General features: G+C 62.0%; 17 protein-coding genes. 5 read left to right on the forward strand and 12 right to left on the reverse strand.

The genetic code is table 11. The annotated features are described in order from the left end of the window. Positions 1 to 119: 119 nt before the first annotated feature. Entirely contained in the window at positions 120 to 2,534 is a 2,415-nt protein-coding gene (locus tag MWN76_RS02600; protein WP_250459076.1) for a TonB-dependent receptor, read from the reverse strand. 527 nt (positions 2,535 to 3,061) lie between these two features. Between MWN76_RS02600 and MWN76_RS02605 the strand changes: the two genes are divergently transcribed. The 3 genes from MWN76_RS02605 (at position 3,062) to MWN76_RS02615 (ending at position 5,113) form a co-directional block, all read left to right on the forward strand. Beyond that, a complete protein-coding gene (locus tag MWN76_RS02605; RefSeq protein WP_250459078.1) occupies positions 3,062 to 3,721 on the forward strand; it encodes a DsbA family oxidoreductase in 660 nt (219 codons plus the stop codon). 131 nt (positions 3,722 to 3,852) lie between these two features. Beyond that, the gene (locus MWN76_RS02610; RefSeq protein ID WP_250459080.1) at positions 3,853 to 4,308 is read left to right on the forward strand and encodes a hypothetical protein; all 456 of its coding nucleotides are present in this window, start codon (positions 3,853 to 3,855) and stop codon (positions 4,306 to 4,308) included. A 13-nt stretch (positions 4,309 to 4,321) separates the two neighbouring features. Next, entirely contained in the window at positions 4,322 to 5,113 is a 792-nt protein-coding gene (locus tag MWN76_RS02615; RefSeq protein ID WP_250459082.1) for an intradiol ring-cleavage dioxygenase, read from the forward strand. A 103-nt stretch (positions 5,114 to 5,216) separates the two neighbouring features. On the opposite strand, the gene fghA is transcribed toward MWN76_RS02615, so the two are convergent. The 4 genes from fghA to MWN76_RS02635 all read right to left on the reverse strand — a co-directional run bounded on the left by fghA (position 5,217) and on the right by MWN76_RS02635 (position 8,290). Continuing rightward, positions 5,217 to 6,068 carry an S-formylglutathione hydrolase gene (gene fghA, locus MWN76_RS02620; protein ID WP_250459084.1) on the reverse strand — a complete coding sequence of 284 codons (852 nt, stop codon included), beginning with the start codon at positions 6,066 to 6,068 and terminating at the stop codon, positions 5,217 to 5,219. Further along, positions 6,065 to 7,213, reverse strand: a complete 1,149-nt coding sequence (locus MWN76_RS02625) for an S-(hydroxymethyl)glutathione dehydrogenase/class III alcohol dehydrogenase (protein ID WP_250459086.1) — start codon at positions 7,211 to 7,213, stop codon at positions 6,065 to 6,067. Before MWN76_RS02625 ends, fghA begins: the two co-directional genes overlap by 4 nt. Before the next feature lie 64 nt (positions 7,214 to 7,277). After that, the gene (locus tag MWN76_RS02630) at positions 7,278 to 7,622 is read right to left on the reverse strand and encodes a helix-turn-helix domain-containing protein (protein ID WP_250459088.1); all 345 of its coding nucleotides are present in this window, start codon (positions 7,620 to 7,622) and stop codon (positions 7,278 to 7,280) included. Beyond that, the gene (locus tag MWN76_RS02635; protein ID WP_250459091.1) at positions 7,583 to 8,290 is read right to left on the reverse strand and encodes an AraC family transcriptional regulator; all 708 of its coding nucleotides are present in this window, start codon (positions 8,288 to 8,290) and stop codon (positions 7,583 to 7,585) included. Before MWN76_RS02635 ends, MWN76_RS02630 begins: the two co-directional genes overlap by 40 nt. A gap of 226 nt (positions 8,291 to 8,516) precedes the next feature. Between MWN76_RS02635 and MWN76_RS02640 the strand changes: the two genes are divergently transcribed. Continuing rightward, entirely contained in the window at positions 8,517 to 8,963 is a 447-nt protein-coding gene (locus MWN76_RS02640; protein WP_250459093.1) for a hypothetical protein, read from the forward strand. A 72-nt stretch (positions 8,964 to 9,035) separates the two neighbouring features. Here MWN76_RS02640 and MWN76_RS02645 read toward each other — a convergent pair whose 3' ends face one another. From MWN76_RS02645 to MWN76_RS21120, 5 genes are all read right to left on the reverse strand, one after another. Continuing rightward, positions 9,036 to 9,941, reverse strand: coding sequence for a tyrosine-protein phosphatase (locus MWN76_RS02645; protein WP_250459094.1), 906 nt, complete (start codon positions 9,939 to 9,941; stop codon positions 9,036 to 9,038). A gap of 94 nt (positions 9,942 to 10,035) precedes the next feature. After that, the gene (locus MWN76_RS02650; protein WP_250459096.1) at positions 10,036 to 12,582 is read right to left on the reverse strand and encodes a TonB-dependent receptor; all 2,547 of its coding nucleotides are present in this window, start codon (positions 12,580 to 12,582) and stop codon (positions 10,036 to 10,038) included. A gap of 198 nt (positions 12,583 to 12,780) precedes the next feature. Next, positions 12,781 to 13,938, reverse strand: a complete 1,158-nt coding sequence (locus MWN76_RS02655) for a hypothetical protein (protein WP_250459098.1) — start codon at positions 13,936 to 13,938, stop codon at positions 12,781 to 12,783. Continuing rightward, positions 13,928 to 14,776: a hypothetical protein gene (locus MWN76_RS02660; protein WP_250459100.1), complete on the reverse strand. Its 849-nt coding sequence runs from the start codon at positions 14,774 to 14,776 to the stop codon at positions 13,928 to 13,930. The genes MWN76_RS02655 and MWN76_RS02660 overlap by 11 nt, the downstream gene beginning before the upstream one ends. 84 nt (positions 14,777 to 14,860) lie before the next feature. After that, on the reverse strand, positions 14,861 to 15,772 hold the full coding sequence (locus MWN76_RS21120) for a helix-turn-helix transcriptional regulator (RefSeq protein WP_250459102.1): 912 nt from the start codon (positions 15,770 to 15,772) through the stop codon (positions 14,861 to 14,863). A gap of 423 nt (positions 15,773 to 16,195) precedes the next feature. Here MWN76_RS21120 and MWN76_RS02670 point away from each other — a divergent pair, with 423 nt between their 5' ends. Next, the gene (locus MWN76_RS02670) at positions 16,196 to 17,713 is read left to right on the forward strand and encodes a phospholipase D-like domain-containing protein (protein WP_250459104.1); all 1,518 of its coding nucleotides are present in this window, start codon (positions 16,196 to 16,198) and stop codon (positions 17,711 to 17,713) included. Positions 17,714 to 17,735: 22 nt separating this feature from the next. Here the strand turns inward: MWN76_RS02670 and MWN76_RS02675 are convergent, their stop codons facing one another. Beyond that, positions 17,736 to 18,152 carry a CBS domain-containing protein gene (locus tag MWN76_RS02675; RefSeq protein WP_250459106.1) on the reverse strand — a complete coding sequence of 139 codons (417 nt, stop codon included), beginning with the start codon at positions 18,150 to 18,152 and terminating at the stop codon, positions 17,736 to 17,738. Between the two features lie 134 nt (positions 18,153 to 18,286). Next, positions 18,287 to 18,715 (reverse strand): Hsp20/alpha crystallin family protein, encoded by a 429-nt coding sequence (locus MWN76_RS02680; protein ID WP_250459108.1) that lies wholly within the window; start codon positions 18,713 to 18,715, stop codon positions 18,287 to 18,289. Between the last annotated feature and the right edge of the window lie 195 nt (positions 18,716 to 18,910).

Here is an 18,910-nt window from a genome sequence, read left to right on the forward strand (position 1 = left end):
GGGTTGGAAGCAATTGTAGGAGCCTGCCTTGCAGGCGAAAGGAGCGGTGCCCTATTCGCCTGCAAGGCAGGCTCCTACTGCACGATTTCAGGATAGTGGGCCGCACGGCCCACTAGCCATTAGAAATCGTAGCTCAGCCGTACGCCCATAGTGCGCGGACGGTTAGTGGTGGTGCGCTTGGAGCCGTCCAACGTGTTGATAAACAGCTCGGCGCGCTCGTCGGTGAGATTCTCCGCATAGAGTTCCACACCCCAGTTCATTTCGCGCAGGCCTACGGAGGCGTCTACGGTGGCGTAGGCGTCCTGCTTGAAGCGGTCGTTGGGCTGCACCACGATGGAACTCCAGGCCTCATCGCTGTACTGCACACCTGCCTGCCAATAGGCGTCGAAACGGGAAACCGTCCACTCGTAGCGCGCGCGCAGGTTCATCTGCAGGGGCGGGGACAGGGCCAGCTCGCTGCCTTCCGGCGCCACGTTGACGGCACTCGCCGGCACGTCGGTGATCTCGGTATCGTTGTAGGAGAAGGCACCGGTGATCTGCAGATTGTCTGTGGGCAACCAGGTCACGTCCGCCTCGATACCGTTGATCTGCGCATCCAGGGCGTTGTCCAGGTAGAACAGGAAGTAGACGCTGGGATCGAATACCGCGGTCTGGATATCCTTCCAGTCGACGCGGTAGATACTGCCGTTGAACTGCACTGTGTTGCCGGCCAGGCTGGTTTTCCAGCCGGCTTCGTAGTTGTCGACGGTATCGGTGCTCACTGTGTAGGGCACGGTGGTGGTGTCGTTGCCGTTGCCGCCGCCGCGGTTGTAGGCCGGCGGGCGGAAGCCCTCGGAGTAGGTTGCGTACAGCAATACATCGCTGTTGGGCGTGTAGCTGAGGGTGAACTTGGTGATGGTATCACTTTCGTTTAGCGGGGTTTCGATGCCGGCCTCTGCCCACTTGGAGTCGAGGTTGTCACCAAACTGGTCGACGTCAACCCCTTCGTTAAACAGCGGCGAATTGCCAAAGGCGGAATTGGCAGAGCCCAGCAGTTCCACGTCCATGTCGTAGTGACGCAGGCCAACGGTACCAGTCAGCTTCTCGGTAAAGTCATAGGACAGCTCACCAAAGAAAGCCAGCTGTTCTTCGGTACGGGTAATATCGTTGAAGAAGGCCACTTCCGCCGGACGCGCGCTCGGGTCGATCACCGTCGCCTTTACCGGGTCAGTGGTATCCGGGGACCAGCCGCGCGGGTAGTTTTCCGGAAAGCCCAGGTCGGCGACGGAGGCGTAGACAAAGTTGCCGCGATCGAGAATTTCCACATCCTCGTAGAAGGCGCCACCGGTAAAGCGCAGTGCGTGCTCCTGCGGTGTGGAGATACGCAGCTCGTGGGAGGTGCGGGTATTTTCTACCAGGCCGACGTAGCCTTTGGTCGGGTCGTAGCAGGTATCCACATAGTCGCAGGTATAATAGGCCACATAGCCGCCCACATCGTTATAGCCGGTATAGTCCATGGACTGCTCGACTTCGCGGTCCAGGTAGGCACCGGTGTAGACCACATCCAACGCCGCCAGGCGGCCTTCCAGGGTCCAGCTGGTCAGGTCGAAACTGTCGTCCAGGGAATCCTCGAAGTAGCGCTGCACTTGCAGATCGCCGACGTTTTCCGGGTCGTGGTCGAAAACGCCGTCCGCTTCCAGGTCCTGGTGCGTGTGTTGTACCAGCGCTTCCCAGTCGTCGTTGATGGCGTATTTGACACCGATACGCGCGCCCTTGTAGCTGGCGTCATTGAAGTCCTCTTCCACCAGGTTTTCGTTGGTGGCACTCTCCACCGGCAGCCCTTCCCAGGCCGGGTTCACTTCCGGATTCGGGGTATAGGTACCGGCAACATTGTCGATGTAACCACCCTCATTGGACTGATAGGCAGCCACACGCACGGCCAGCTTGTCGTCGATGATCGGCAGGTTCACCACTGTTTCCAGGGTGTCGGACATATCGCCATCCTTGGTGGTGGCAAGGCCGGCATCAATGCCCAGCTCGAACTCGTTCAGCTTCGGCTTGTTGGTGATCAGGCGCACGGTACCCGCCTGGGAACTGGCGCCGAACAGGGTACCCTGCGGGCCTTTCAGTACTTCCACGCGCTCGATATCGGTGACATAGACATCCAGGTTGCGGCCACCGATACTGACCGGCGCTTCATCCACGTACAGGGCCACATTCGGCGCCGTGCCGTTGGCCTGGGACAGCTGGGTGGAAATGGTTTCAGTTGCCATGCCGCGAATGTAGATGGATGACTGGCCCGGGCCGCGACCGCCGGCGGTCACATTGGGCATATGGCGGATATAGTCGTCAAAGTTGCTGACGTTGAGGTTTTCCAGATTCTGCTCCCCCAGCGCCTGCACCGCCACCGGGATATCCTGCGCGCTTTCGGCGCGCTTGGTGGCAGTGACCGTCACTTCCTCGATCTGCTTCGGCTCGGCCTGGGCAGCCTGGCTGCCCAGGATCGCTGCAGAAGCGGCGAGTACCGCGCTGTGCAGTCTGTTCTTCTCAAACACAGAATTCTCCTCGTTTTTTTGGTTGATCGTTGACCGGGGCGCCCCGCCGGCATGTGCCGGCAGCCCAGAGCAGCTCGGGCGACAAAGTCGCTCGGCAGCCAAAACAACACCCCGCCGCCGGCGGGTGGCACCGGTTGCTGTATTACTGCCAGATCGCTGAAAAATTTAGTGGACTAATTATTTTGACAAGCTTTTCTTAGCAAGAAGGCGATATTTTCCACCTTCGACGAAGCTTTTGGAGACAGAGACGCGGACGTAAACCCCGTTGCCCGGCCCGGATGTGCGGCGAAATTCTACAGAAATGTCGCTAAAACACAAATCATCGACGTTTTTCACACTGCCTGCGCCAAATCGATCAATTTTTAAACAGGAAGAAAGTCCATCCCCTTTCAGTTTTCTTGCGACTGTAATCTTTCGCCTGCGAAATAAAAGGCGGGACAGTCCAGGCACGCGCCGCAACAGTTTACTGATTGCGCGGGCGCTATCCTGTACACAGGTTTTAAAATTCAGACACGGGGTAGAAATTCATGCCAGCAATCCCGATCAGGATCGAAATCGTATCTGACGTCGTCTGTCCCTGGTGTGTGATCGGCTATCTGCGCCTGCGGAATGCCCTGGACAGATTTTCCGGGAGACTGGAAGCCAGAATTCACTGGCTGCCGTTCGAGTTGAACCCGCAGATGCCGGCCGACGGGCAGAACCTGCGCGAACATCTGGTCCAGAAATACGGAATCACGCCACAGGAGAGTATCGAGAACCGCCAGCGACTCACGGATCTTGGGGCGGACCTGGGTTTCACCTTCAACTACAGCGACGATATGCGCATGTACAACACGTTCAATGCGCACCAGTTGCTGCACTGGGCAAGCGGCTACGATCGGCAGACAGAACTGAGCCTGCAACTCTTCCATGATTTCTTCCACCAGCGCAAAAACGTCGGCAATATCGAAGTACTGGCAACCGCAGCGGAAACCGCAGGGCTGGATCCGCAGGAAGCGCGAACGGTTCTGCGCGAGCAGACCTATGCCCGGCCGGTACGCGAGCAGGAACGCCAGATTGCCGGGCAGGGCATCCACGGCGTGCCCCTGTTTATTCTCAACCGCGAGTACGGTATCAGCGGCGCCCAGGAAGTGGAGACTTTCGAGCGACAACTGCAGCAGTTACTCGACGACGATGGCAGCGAATAAAAAAGCCATCCCGACTGTCCCCGGCCCGGCCCTCTGCCCTGTATCCCGCTGTTAACAATTGTTTACCTTCCTTTACCCAACCCTGCTGTGTCGATGTGGTCTGATGGACTCCACAACAAGAGGAGTCGATCATGCAACGCGCCACAGTCATCGCCGCGGTACTGCTCGCCACCGGCTGCAGCAGTGCTCCGGAAATACCACCCGTTTATTCAGAGTCCCTGATTACCAATATTGCGCCCCAGGGTAATCATTTCTTTACCTATACCGCCACAGTAAATACCCGGCAGGATGGACCCGGCGAAGGCATGGGTGGTGGCCCGCGCGGTGGGCGCAGAGGCCCGGGCGGTGGCATGGGCGGCGGGCCGGGCGGCATGGATAGCGGCCCCGGCGGTATGGGCGGCGGGCCCGGCCGCGATACCCAGCGAAAAATGACCGAAGATCCCGAAAAAACAGCGATGCAGCGGCTGGAAACCGTACTGTCAGAAACCGGCTACTGCCCGGCTGGTTGGTTCGTTATCGAAAGCACGTTCGATCGCGGTGCGGCGAAGATCCGTGGCGAATGCCGGGCAATTCCCGAAGACAGCTAAAAAGGAGATGATCGTGAACGGCAAGAATAATAGTGAAAATCCCGATCGCCGACGGGTACTGGCGCTGCTCGGCAGCCTCACCGGCGCCGCCGCCCTGGGGGCCTGCAGCAGCGATAGCTCTGGCAGCGGCTCTTCCGACAGCAGCTCGTCGGGCAGTTCTTCCAGCAGTGCATCCAGCAGCTCCTCGAGCAGTTCCTCGGGAGGCGATACCGGTTCCTGTGTGCTGATCCCGGAGGAAACCGAGGGCCCCTATCCGCTGACTGCGGTACTGAGCAATTCCTCCATGGTGCGTTCGGATATCACCGAGGGCAAAACCGGCGTGCCGCTGACGGTGGTGCTCAACCTGGTGGATATCAACAGCAGCTGCGCACCGATTACCGACGCTTCCGTCTATATCTGGCAGTGCGACAAGGACGGTGTCTACTCCGGCTATTCCCAACCCGGTGCCGACACCCGCGGGGAAACCTTCTGCCGCGGTATCCAGGATGTCGACAGTGATGGCATGGTGCTGTTCGAGACCATTTACCCCGGCTGGTACACCGGCCGCATTACCCATATTCATTTCCAGGTTTTCCTGTTCAGTAGTTCGACCGCGACTGCAACCTCGCAGATTGCCTTTCCGCAGGAGATTACCGCGGCAGTCTACGATTCCGAACTCTATGCCGAACACGGACAGAACAGCTCCGTCGGCAGTTTTTCCGCCGACAATGTGTTCAGTGATGGCGTAACCTACCAGTTGGCGGAAGTGACCGGCGACCTGGAAAACGGTTATGTGGCCACACTGCAGGTGGGCGTCGCAGTGTGAACTGAATGGAACGACTCTCGCTGCAGGATGGGAGAGAGCCCGCCATGGATGGTGGGCATTTCAATCCGCCCCGACCCTACCTTCCAAACCCTGCTTATGTCCCTCAATGCTTAAGCAGGTAATCCGCGTGAAAACGCAGATGCTGCTCGATAAAGCTGGCAATAAAAAAATAGCTGTGATCGTAGCCCGCGTGGTGCTCCATTTTCAGCGGGTAGCCGGAGGCCTCGGCGGCGGTTTGCAGCGCGTGGGGTTTCAATTGCTCTTCCAGGAACGGATCCTCTTCGCCCTGCGAGACCAGGATCGACAGCTTTTCGGTGGCGCGGCCTATCAGCGTGGTCGCGTCGTAATCCTCCCAGCTGGCTTTGTCTGCGCCCAGGTAAGCGCTGAACGCTTTCTCCCCCCAGGGACAGGCGATCGGGTTACAGATGGGGCTGAAGGCGGAGACAGAGGTGTAGCGCCCCGGATTCCTCAACCCGATGACCAGCGCACCGTGACCACCCATGGAGTGGCCGCTGATCGCACGGCGGCCGTTGACCGGGAAATGCCGCTCCACCAGTTCCGGCAGTTCGTGCACGATATAGTCATACATCCGGTAGTGCTGTTTCCACGGCGCCTGAGTGGCGTTCAGGTAGAAGCCGGCCCCCTGCCCCAGGTCGTATTCCGCATCGTCGGCGACACTGTTGCCGCGCGGGCTGGTATCCGGAATCACCAGCGCGATTCCCAACTCCGCCGCCATTCGCTGGGCGCCGGCTTTCTGGCTGAAGTTCTCCTCATTACAGGTGAGGCCGGAAAGCCAGTAGAGCACCGGGAATGCCTGCTCGCCCTTCCCGTCCTCCGCCTGCGGCGGTAAAAAAATGGCAAAGCGCATCGGGCAGTCAAGCACCCCGGATCGGTGCTCGAACTGCTGCTGTAAACCGTCAAAACACTTGGTACTGCTCAGCTGTTCGATTGTCATATCTCTCTCCGTCCATTTTTATCGTAGTGAATCACACTGCGGATACTTTTGCCCGCATGCATCAGGTCGAAGGCATCGTTGATGTTCTCCAGCGGCATGGTGTGGGTGATAAAGTCGTCCAGGCGGAACTCCCCGGCCAGGTAGCGCTCGACATAGTCAGGCAACTGCGAGCGCCCCTTGACACCGCCGAAAGCCGAGCCGCGCCAGACGCGCCCGGTCACCAGTTGGAAGGGCCGGGTGCAGATTTCCTGTCCGGCGCCGGCCACGCCGATGATGACCGATTCGCCCCAGCCCTTGTGACAGCACTCCAGCGCCGAGCGCATGACTTTCACATTGCCGATACACTCGAACGAATAATCCACACCGCCGTCGGTCAACTCGACGATCACTTCCTGGATCGGCCTGTCGTAATCGTCCGGGTTTATACACTCGGTGGCACCGAGCTTTTTCGCCAGCCCGAATTTCGAATCATTGATATCGATGCCGATGATGCGACCGGCCTGTGCCATTCCCGCGCCGATAATGGCCGACAGGCCGATACCACCGAGGCCGAACACCGCCACGCTGGCGCCCGGCCCCACCCTGGCGGTATTCATGACTGCGCCGATACCGGTGGTGACCCCACAGCCGAGCAGGCACACCTCTTCCAGTGGCGCCTCGCTGTTGATCCGCGCCAGGGCGATTTCCGGCAGCACCGTGTACTCGGAAAAGGTGGAGGTCCCCATGTAATGGAGTATCGGCTTGCCGTCGATCGAGAAGCGCGTGGTGCCGTCCGGCATCAGGCCCCTGCCCTGGGTTTCGCGGATTTTGCCACACAGGTTGGTCTTGCCGGACCTGCAGAATTTGCACTCACCGCACTCGGGTGTATACAGCGGGATCACATGGTCGCCGACGGCGACGCTGGTCACGCCCTCGCCCACCGATTCGACGATGCCGCCGCCCTCGTGGCCGAGAATCGCCGGGAAATTGCCCTCGGGATCGTCGCCGGACAGGGTGAACGCATCGGTGTGACAGACACCGGAGGCCACCAGCCTGACGCGCACCTCTCCCCGCTGTGGCGGCATGACGTCGACGTCTTCAATGGACAGCGGTTCGCCGGCCTTCCAGGCGACGGCGGCTTTGCAGCGGATGGTTTCTGCGGACATGGGAGCTCCCGGTGAGTTGGCCTGTCCCGCTCAGGATAGACCCTGGCCCACACCGGTCGCGGAGCTATTCTCCGTCGCGCTGCTGTTTGCGCCACTGCAGCGGCGAGAGGCCGTGCGCGGCCCGGAACGCCTTGGAAAAGGCACTGATATCCGTATAGCCGAGGGTGGCGGAAAGCAGGTTGATATCGATGCTGGACGCGCGCAGGTGCCAGCGCGCCGTTTCCATCCGCGCCTCCTGCAGCAGTTGCTTGAAGCCACTGCCCTCGCGTTGCAGGTGGCGCTGCAGGGTGCGCGCGGGCACGTCGATCAGCCGCGAGACCTGCGCCAGGCTGTGGCGCTGTGCGCCCAGCGTCTGCAGTATCAGCGCCTTCACCTGCTCCGCCAGGCTGCCGCTGTACCGCTCCAGCAACTGGCGGGAAAACTCGTCGAAATAGCGGTTGAGATTGGGGCCGGGGGGCACAGCGGCCGGCGCACAAGCTCCGCATCGAATACCAGGCAATCCCCCGGCTGGCCGAACAGCACTTCGGTATAGAAGAAATCCCGGTAGCGCTGCGGTGGCGACAGCGGTTGCTGATGGAAATGCACCTGCAGCGGACGGATATCCTGGCCGGCCAGATCCTGGATCAGGCGGTAGCCGGCCCCCATCGCCAGTTCGCGGTACTGTGCCGCCGCCGGTGTATCGCCGAAATGATCGAAGCGCCGGGCGACCAGCCGCTCCCCCTCCAGTTTGATGCGCCAGTGCTCGGCCTGGTTGTGCAGCGCCATATACCGCTGCGCGACCGCCAGCGCCGTGTGCAGGTCAGCACTGTCCAGCACCAGCCGACCCAGTGCACCAAGAATGCGCACGCCCTGCATATTCGCCAGGCGCAGACCGAAGTCGGGGCACTCGAACTCCGCCGCACAGAGGTTCAGCAGTTGACTCAGGGTGGCGATGGGAATCAGCAGGTCCGGTCGGCGCATGCAGTCGGCCGGCAGCCCGACACGGGCCAACAGCGCCGACGGATCGCCACCCAGGTGGGGCACCAGCTGGTTGAACCCGGCCAGGGCACCACTGCGGATCTCGTAAACGGGTTTCATTCGGTGCTCTTGTATTGCCAGCAGGTGTAGAAATTAACGCCCCGGCAACCTGCCGGACCTGCCAATCAGGCGCAAATCATACCCCACTCACTTCCGGATGGCAGCATAGAGAACCCGGTCACACTTGCCGGGTGATGCTGGCCCGATATTTGCCCTTATTTACAAGGGAGTGCACAAGCAGCCGGGACACGAATAAAAATAGAGAGCGGAAAAGGAGACGAGAACAATGGATAACCACCACTGGTTAATGAGTTCAGAGGTCTTGACCATCCTGCGCAAGCTGCGCAAACGCCTGAGCGCGGAATTCGGCATCGTGTTGCGTTTTTCGGACTACGATTTCGAACAGCAATTGGCACGCGCGCGCGAAAAGACCGTCGACAGCGAGACCCTGCACATGATCGCCGAGCTGGAGGCGCGCAAGGGCGAAGCTTTCCGCACTGGCGACGAACCGCAGCCGCGACTCTACCGCGGACAGCCGATTCTCGAGGAGAAGGATTCCAGGCGGGATATCTACGAACTGCTCTACGGCGAGGAACTCGCCGACCACGATCCGTCCAGGCGCAGGGCATCGACCAGGATTTACCGGGGACAGCCGGTATTGCGAGAGCGCGCCCCCGGCGGCAATCGACAATCACAGCGCAGCCGGGGATTTGGCGGCGGCAGTTCCCGCTGATCAACCGAAGCTTCCGACAAAAAAGCCCGGCAACGGATGTTGCCGGGCCAGTGGATGCAGGATGGAGGTCGGTTACTGCAGATAGACGGCCCTGAGCTGCGCCAGTTCCTGTCGATCCACCCCCAGCTTCTGCTCGATAAAGCCTTCCACGGAACCGGACTCGCGCTTCATTTCAGCGAACGCGGCTTCCAGGTAAGACGCCTGCACGCCGCCCAGGGCATCCTTGACCGGCTGCGGCAACCTGGAGAAGAAGGCGTACATGCGCTTTTCCTGTTCGCTCGCATCTTCCGGCAGTTTCATCAGGTCCGTATCCTTGAGGACTTCGCTGGAAAGCAGGTAATCCCGCATCACGGTTTCGCGATCGACGCCCAGCGCGGTGAGCAACAGCGCAGCCCCGACACCGGTGCGGTCCTTGCCGGCAGTGCAGTGAAACAGCAACGGATCGTCACTTTCCAGCAGCGATTCAAACATGGCGCGGTAGGCCGGCGTCTGCTGGCGCACCAGGCCCGGGTACATATCGGCCATCAGCTCGATCATGTCCGCGGCTTCGAAATCCGGTTTTGCCATCACCCTGCCAAACTCCGTTTCCCAGTCGCCCATGGTGTAATCCCAGGCCAACTCTTCGACCTCGCCGGCCTGCCACTCGGTAGGCTCCTTGCGGCGCTCCTCGGTGGTGCGGAAATCCACGATGGTTTTGATACCGCGGTTTTCCAGGTAGTCGTAGTCACTGTCGGTCAGGTTGGTGAGCACACCGGAGCGGTACAGCTTGCCCCACTTGACGTGCTTACCGTTCGCGGTTTCGTAGCCGCCCAGGTCGCGGAAGTTGCGCCCCCCCTCCAGCGGCAGTACACGCACATGCTCGATCTGCGCGGCGATACCGGATTGCGGCTTTTCCACCACCGGCGCGGTGGCGCTGCAGGCGCCCAGGGTTACGGCAGCGGTTGCTGCCAGAATGCCGTTTACGAATTTTTTCTGCATATTGCACCTTTATGCACGTATTAATAAAAGAATTGTTTAATTGGATTGATTCGTGCGGCCGCAAAGCCGGCCGCGCAGCCGTCGTGGCGGTCAATCAGAAGTTGACCCGAAAGCCCGCCAGGTAGCGGCGGCCGTAGCCTTCCACCTGATTCGGCGTGCTGATATCGCCCTCGTAGCGCACGTCTTCCTCGTCGGTCAGGTTGTTGGCGTTGGCATAGAGGGAGACGCTGGCGCCGAAGATCGGCTGCGGCAGTTCGTAGCTCACGGCCAGGTCCAGACGCTTCTGTTCTGCCCAGTATTCGGTCATGCCGACGTTCTCGGTAGTGGAGAGCCAGTCGTCGCGATACTGGTGGTTCAGGCGGATGGAAAAGCCGTGCATCTCGTAGAACAACGAAGCGTTGGCAATGGTCTCGGAAGTGCCCGGCAGGCTGTGGCGCGTGCCCTCCTGCGTCTCGAATTCGCTGTCCAGCAGCGTCAGGTTGGCACTGATGCCAAAGCCGTCCAGTACCGGCAGGAAGTCTGCGGCCTGGGCGATGACATTGAACTCGGCACCGTGCATTTTGCCGTTGCTGCCGTTGACGTATTCGGTGTAGGTCCACTCGTCGCGCCCCACTTCCGGCAGGTAGTCGGCACCGTCGATCACGCGGCTTTTCGCGTAGATCACATTGTCGATGCTGCGGGTGAACAGGCCCGCGCTGACCAGGCTGGCATCGCCGGCGTACCATTCGATCGACGCATCCGCACCCCAGGACTCCTCGGCTTCCAGCGCCGGGTTGCCCGCCATTACGCTGCCCTGGGTCATGTCGACCATATCGGCACCGCGCCATTCGGAATAGGTCGGGCGGCTGACACCGGTGGAGGTGGACAGGCGCAGCTTCACGTCGTCCGCCAGGTCGATGTTCAGGTGGGCGCTGGGCAGGAAGTTGGTGAAGGAATCCTCGAAGTTGCCGGTGGGCCCCTCGCTCAGGTAATCGGTATTTTCCACCCGCGCACCCCACACCAGGTTGCCCCAGCCGTAGTCGCTGGTGACCATGGCGTAGCCGGCGGTGATGTCTTCTTCCAGGCGGATTTCCTGCGAGTCGTTGGGGGTCACCTCGAGGCCGCCCACGGCCTCGGACCAGGCCCGGCGCAGGGCCCTGTTGTCGTAGTAGGTGGCACCGATGCCGTTGTCAAAACCGCTGTCCCACAGGTCATTGGTGGCGTAGTCGGCGATATTGATGCCGGACGGCCACTGGCCCATGGCCATCACCATGCCGTGGCCATCCGCCTCGCGGGAATCCACTTCCACCCCGGTCCGCAACACCGAATCGGTACCGAACAGCATCAGGTCGCGCTCCGCGTCCAGTTTCAGCTTGCTGGCGTCGATGGTCATCGCGGAGCTGATGGTCATTGCCAGCATGCCCGCGGGCGAATAGGTGATGTCGTTCGGGCCGATGGATGTGCCGGTCATATCCATCAAATCGCCCACCGCCGGGTCGTTCAGGTCGCTGACATCGTAACTGGCCACCACGAAACCGCCGGCGCTGTACGGCATCGGCAGGAACATGCTGTTTTCGGTTTCGGTAAAATTGAGGCGGGACTCCAGGTACCAGTCTCCCAGTGCAAAATCGGCGCCCAGGGTGTTGGTGAAGGTGGAGTTTTCGTATAAGCCATACTCCAGGCTGCGGGTCACCAGTGCGTACTGGTTCTCTGCGCTCTCGCCCACCGCCTGTGGTGCACCCACCGCGCCGGCGCCTCCGGCAAAGTCGAATACAAACTGGTTGCGCTCTTCGAAGTCCTGGAACTCGTTGTACAGGCTGCTGACGAAAACCCGCTCCAGTGCGCCGTCGCCGCGGAATTCGAAGCGGCCGCCGTAGGCGCGGTCCTCGCGGGTCACCTTGTAGCTGCGGAAATCCAGTTCGTTGACACTCAGCTCGCCGCCGTTGCGGTCCAGGTCGTACTCGCGGTTATCGGTGATCTGCTCGCGGCTGTTTTCGGAGGAGAACAGCGAGAAACCGAAGTTGTCGTTGGACCAGGATGTGCGCAGGGCCAGCTTTTCGATATCGCCGTCACCCAGCTCCTGGTTGCCCATGCCCACGTCGGTGGAGAGGGCCCAGCCACGCTGCGCAAACGGATCGAAGGTGGAAATATTGATATAGCCGGAAACCGCCTCGCCGGGCATGTTGGGCATAATCGCCTTGTTGGCGTCGATGCGGCTGGTAATCACCGACGGGAAACTGTCGAAGCGCGGCACGCGGCCGTTCTCGGCCCCGGGGATGCTGAGACCGTCGATGGCCAGCGCCGTGTAGCGGAAGGGCGCACCGCGGAAGTTGATGTAGCGGGCCTGGCCCTGGTCGCGCTCGATAGCGAGGCCGGGCACGCGGCCGAGGGAGTCGGCCAGGTTCTGGTCCGGGAAGCGGCCGATCGTATCGGCGGAGATCACGTCGACGGTGTTGTAGGCGTCGCGCTTGGCATCGATGGCGGCCTTCTGGCTGTCGCGGATGGGCGAGGCGGTGACCAGTACCTCTTCCACGGCGGCGCTTTCGCCACCCTGTTGGGCGATGGCCGGGGATATCATCCCGGCCAGGGAGAGGGAGATCAGTAGGGGACGCCTGCTGCGGGCGATGCCACTGAAAAGCCTGTTGCGCTTGAATTCGATCATTGTTGTGCTCCGAAGTCGCTCTTCGACCGGGTCTTGTCGTGGTCTTGCAGGGGCCCGCTGCCGCTGGCGGGCCGTTCGGGGGGCATGATCGAAATTGCGTGTGACAGGTGGGTTAAAGAGATACCTCGGTGGCGAAATGAGATATCTCCAAAATGAAAATCTTTTTAAAATCAGCAACTTGAAATTAAGCCGCGATTTTCAGAGAAAGCGGATTTCCCCCGCCGGCAGGGCCAGGCGATAGCGGTAGCGGCCGCTCTTCAGGTCCCGCTCGGCCTCGAACAGATACGGCTGTGCCAGCGTCTCGCCCAGGGTGGACAGCAGCTCGTCGCGGATCCTGTTGCGGTTCTGGTCCAGGGTCTTGGCCCGCAGGCCGTTCTCGCGCAGGTCGTTGATCGCCTTGTTGTGGCCACCGTATTCCTCCATCAGGGCCACCAGTGAAGCGGCGCTGTCGCGGTCCGGGCGGTTGACCGGCGGATTCAGGTACCAGCCTTCGCCGTCGAGCCGCCGGCGCGCGTACCAGAGAAAATAGAAGAAGGGGGTTTTCGACAGCTCCAGCGGAATGCCGTGCGCCAGCACGCGGAAGTTCCCGCAATCGAACTCCAGCCCACCGCCGGCCAGCGCCGAGATCAGGGAAGCCCGGTGGTCGCCGCCGTTCAGCGCCATGGCGCGCTCGAACCAGTGCCATTGTGACGGCTCCAGCGCCGCCACCTGCGGCTGCTCCAGCCAGTCCAGCAACTCGGGCAGCGGCTGCCCGCCCTGCGGCTGCAGCCGTTCAAACAGCTGCAGCTGCGGCGGATTCAGGGCTGCCAGCCGCGCGGACAGTGCCCTCGCCTCGCGCGCCGGCACTCCGCGGCGCAGCAACGCGGCAAATTGTCTGCGCTGCGGGCGCGGCAGGGGCAGCGGTAACAACGCCGCCAGGGCCACCAGCAACAGCGCCAGCAATGCCTGGCTGCCGACCAGCAGCGGCCAGTGTGCACGGCAATCGACACTGAGCAGGGTCCGCTCCCGCCGCCCCGACAACTGCCAGTCGACCACAATATCACCGGCCGCCGCCGGCGCCGGGGGCAGGTCGTCGCTCAGTAACTGCTCGACCCCGGCACTGCATCGATCCAGCAGCGCCAGCCGCCCGGTCGCGGGCAGCCCGTCGAGATCCGATTCCAGCCGCGCGGCGATCCATTCCCGCAGCCCGCCACCGCCCAGCCGGTTCTGCAGCGCCAGGGTCATTTTTTCCGGCAATTGCGCCCGCAACTGCCGCGACAGGTCGCGGGCGAAAGCCGCCTGCGCCTGCCAGTGGGCGAGTGCCGAAAACAGGGCCGTCAGCAGCAGCCAGGCGAGGAACAGTCGGCTAGCTTTCACAGCGGTCGGCCCCCTCGAACTGTCGCTGCGCGTTGATGAAGGTATCGGTAAAGGTATCGAATGCGCCCGCCACATCGCAGTCGACCTCGGGCGCGCGCGCCTTGCGCACAAACAGTGTCGCGGCGGTGGCATTCTCGGCGATCAAAGTGCGGTGGAGCGGGATATCCAGGTCCTTCTCCAGGAAGAGTCCGCCACTGACCAGGTCCAGCTCACCGCGGGCGAAGGCCCGGTAGAGGCCGATGGCATCGTCGAAGTAGATCAGTTTTTCCCGCGACAGATCGACCCCGATCTCTTTCAGCGAGGCCAGGGGCAGCAGGTAAAAGGTGTGGCTCAGCTTGTCGTTGAGCAGCCCGATTCTCTTGCCGTGAAAATATTCGCGGCTCAGTTCCGGACGCCCGCTGCGGCTGAACCAGTAGACCCGGTAGTGATCGTAGCGCACAAGGGTGTCGTAGAAATCCGAGAACTCCGGCACCAGTCCGCGCATGGTATGTACGCGGCTCCAGATCAGGTCGTAATCCTCGTTGAGGATTTCCTCCGCACTGAGCCGCCCGCGGGGCTTCCAGGAAATACGCACGGCACTGTAGTGACGCGACATCGCCGGTGCGCGACAGAGACGGTCGGCAATTGCGCGCGCGTGAATGGAGGAAACCGCCAGGATATCGAAGATCTCCCGCTCCGCCCCGGCGCCGGTTTCACAGCGGTAGATATGGTAATTGCCGAGTTTCAACTGCGGCGCCCCCTGTTCCACCAGCCACAGGCAGAGGCCAACGCCGGCCGCCAGCAGCAGGCCCAGCGCGGCGAAGTAGGCTTTATGACTGGTGAGAAACAGTGGGGACATGGACATAGACGCGCAGCCGGGCTATTGACGCAGTCTATGTATTTTTTGTGACAAACCGATGACCCGGTCCAGCCTCACAACACTTCAGCTTTCCAGTGCCTGGCAGCTGCGCTGCAAACGCACCAGGCGCGCCGGGGTGACGTCGAAGTGTTTCCTGAAGGCGGCGACAAAATTCGACGGATGGTTGTACCCCGCCAGGTAGGCGGCCTCGCCGATACTGAGGCCCTCGTCGGTCAGCGCCTCGCGCGCGATTTCCAGGCGCCGCCGGCGCAGGTAGTCGACCACCGTGGTGCCGTAGGCTGCTTTGAAACGGCGCTGCAGGGTGCTGACACTGACACCGAGACTGGCGGCCATATCCGCCAGGCTGCGGTGATCCCGCAGGCGTGCATCGATCTGCTGTTTCAGCCGCTCACTGCGCGGGCAGGACGGCGTCCCGGGCGCGTCGCCCAGCAGTTGCGCCAGCTCGCCCAGGCAGCGCGAGAGCAGGGCGATCGCCGCCTGCTCCGCGCGCAGGCTGCTCTCGAGCCCCCCACCGGTGGACAGGGAGATCCACTCCAGCGCCAGCGCGCAGGTCTGCGCCGGCGGCCGCCAGCGGTGGACGGCGGCGTGCTCGCGGAAGATCCGCTCCAGGTGGCGCCGGTCGGCGGGGCTGCGACAGCGGTCCTCCAGCCAGCGGCGCTCAACCCACAGGCCCAACAGGCGCAGCCGCTGGCCGCGCGGTACCGAAGCCGCCACTGTTTCGGCCCGCGACAGCGTCATCGCCGCGCAAAGGCCACCACCATCCCGCACCGGGGTCGCCTGCCCCAGCCCGCAGCGGCGGTCGCCGACGGCGATGTCGACCGAACCGGCAAACAACAGGTTGAAACCCAGCCCGGGCGGCAACTCCAGCGTGCGGTGCAAATCCTCCACAACCTCTCCATCGCAACACAACAGCGACAGGCCGCCGTAGCGACGGCAGGCCCGGCGCCCGTCCACCGCCCGGAGATCCTCCCGCACGGTTGCTCCCGCGCCGCGACAGTGCAGCACTCCCCCCCCGCGCACATGACTCACGAAATACTCTCCCTGCAGTACACAGCCCGCCCCTGACGATTTCCAATAACACTTTGACGATTCCCAATACCGGATTTTTCCCACGGCAACGGCCGAACACTATACCATTAATGATAACTATTCGCATTCTCAAGTTAAGGCTTCCGGCACGGAGGTGGTTGCGCATAGTTGAGAAAGTCTGCTGAACGCGGCCCACGGACGGGTCGGCTCCCCTACCGGTCGGCATCTCCGGGCGGAGCAGGGCCGGCGTTTCTACGCCCGCCGGCTTTCGTATTGAGGTGCAGGGACGCACTTCTTTTTAGCCCGGGCCATTTCCTGCGGCGCGGCAATCTATACTGCTGGTTACCCGCCAGCGTTGAAACGGATTGCATGCGCTACCTGCTTCCCCTGTTCACACTCTGCCTCTGCGCCTGTTCCGGCACGCCGGTCTTTCCCGAACCGCCACCGCGCGCACCCAGTTTTCACCGCGAGGCGCCGCCGGCCGCACCGCTGGTGGCGATCACCGACCGCCTCACCCGCGGCCGCGCCGGGCGCACCGGGGTATATCCGCTCACCTCCGCACAGAGTGCCCTGGCGGTGCGGCTGGCCAGTATCCGCGCCGCGCGCGGCTCCATTGATATCCAGTACTTCATTTTCCGCCGCGACGATACCGGCCTGCTGCTGACCCGCGCCCTGATCCGCGCCGCGGATCGCGGTGTGCGGGTGCGCTTCCTGCTGGACGACTTCACCACCGGCGATGCCGACAAGGTACTGGTGGCGCTGGACCGCCACCCCAATATCGAGATCCGGCTGTTCAATCCCTTTCCGCACGAGGGCCCGCGCGCCGTGGAGTTTTTCACCGACTTCGCGCGCCTGCAGCGGCGCATGCACAACAAGTCCCTCACCGTGGACAACCGGGTGACCTTTATCGGCGGGCGCAACCTCAGCAACAAATATTTCGGGATCGACAGCGAGATCAATTTCGGCGACCTGGATATGCTCGCGATCGGCGCGGTCGTGCCGGAAATCGCCGGCCAGTTCGATCGCTACTGGAACAGCCCCTACAGCTTCCCGGTCCAATCGGTGATCGACTACCGGCCGGACGCCGATGCGGATATCGCCTTCGCCGAAGATCTGGAGCGGAATGCCAGCCGGCTGCTCGGCAGCGACTACGGCCGCAGCCTGGCGCGCTCGCCGGTTATCGATACCCTCAGCAACGACGCCGATCTCTGGTACTGGGCCGAGACCCGCGCTCTCTACGACCCACCCGGCAAGGTGGCTTTCCCGCCCGCTGCGGACCGCCAGTTTGCCGGCCGCGAACTGATGGAGATGATCACCGGGGCCGAGCGGGAGCTGATCGTCATTTCACCCTACCTGTTGCCCGGCCGGCGCTATCTGCGGCAGTTGATCGCCGCGGCCCGGCGCGGTGTCGAGGTGCATATCCTGACCAATTCGCTCGCCTCCACCGAAGTGGTGCTGGTACACGGCGCCTATCGCAAATACCGCCGGCCGCTGCTGCGCGCCGGTGTCCATCTGCACGAACTTTCCAGCGACCTGGACTACAGGCTCGACAACTGGAACGGCGAATCGCGCTCGCTGTTGCACGCCAAGGCGTTTGTGATCGACCGCAAAAGGGTTTACGTGGGGTCATTCAACCTGGACAACCGCTCGATACTGCTGAATACCGAGCTGGGGCTGGTGATAGAGTCGCCGCAACTGGCGGCGAAGATGGCAAAAAACTTTATCCGCAACGTGGGCGGCAACGCCTACCGCCTGGAACTGCGGGGGGACGACCTCCTGTGGCACCGGAGCGACGGCGAAACCGCCTCCACCGACCCAGACACCAACTGGCTGCAGCGCGCCGCCTCCGTGATCAGCGGCTGGCTGCCGATCGAGTCACTGCTGTGAAAGGGCCGTCCCTGGCAGCCGATCAATGATGCGCGGATACCGCCGAGGTGAACTCGCCGATTTCCCGGTTGGCGGCGGAGTGGGAGAGATCCCCCAGTGCCAGGATACCGACCAGGCGTTTTTCCGCGTTCATCACCGGCATGCGACGCAATTGCTGATCTTCCATTTTCTGCATGGCAGTCTCGATATCGTCATCTTCCCAGCACCAGGCGATGCCCTCGGTCATGACATCGCGGGCGCTCAGGGAGGAGAGATCCTGTCCCTCGGCCACACCGCGGCAGGCGATATCGCGGTCGGTTACTATCCCCACCAGTTTGTCGTTTTCGCCGATGGGAACCGCGCCGATATCCTCGTCGCGCAGTATCTTCGCCACTTCCGATAGCGGCGTGTCCGGTGCGCACCAGGTACAGCCCTGATGCATGACTTCTCCTACTCTCATGATTGCCTCCACATTTTCGGAACCTGTATCGAGTGTAAGGTGGCTGCCGCCGCCTGGCAGCAGCCCGCCGGACTGTGCACAGAGCCGGCCAGTGTGGCGATCAGGCTCTGCACACAGGCTGCCCTCCCCCGCCGTCAGTGAATTTCAATACGCTGGCGCTGCGGCTGGCTGGGCTCGCGCTTGGGCGCTTTCAGTTTCAGCACGCCATCCTTGAAGCTGGCATCGATATCCGCTTCGCTGATGTCGCCACCGAGGTTGAAGCTACGCATGTATTTGCCGTAGCGCCGCTCCTGGCGAATCACGCGTCCTTCCTTCTCCTGTTTTTCCTCCTGGTGCACTTCCGCTTCCAGGGTCAGGACGCCATCTTCCAGCGTGATGTTGATATCGTCCTTGCTCACCCCCGGCAGCTCGGCGCTGATTTCGTAGCTGTCGCTGGTTTCGCTGACATCGATGCGCGGTGAGAAGAATCCCTCCTTGCCCTCCGTCAGCGTGCGGCCCGGCGAGACCAGTTGCTCAAAAAAGTTGTCGAGATCGAATAGCGACCCCCTCGGGACAAGACTCATATCAGACCTCCCGCGGTCGGCCCGGTCTCGCGGAACATCCGCGACCGGGCCGGCGCAATGTTCAGTTTCAAACGGAATTTTAGGGACTGGGAACGCATTCGGTAGGGGCCAATACGGGCCGGTGTACCCCAATGGTTAAACGCTTTTTTTATATCGAAAGCGATATACAGAACCCCACGTTCCAAAGGTTTCCTC

This window comes from Microbulbifer litoralis, from assembly GCF_023634065.1.
GTDB lineage: Bacteria > Pseudomonadota > Gammaproteobacteria > Pseudomonadales > Cellvibrionaceae > Microbulbifer > Microbulbifer litoralis.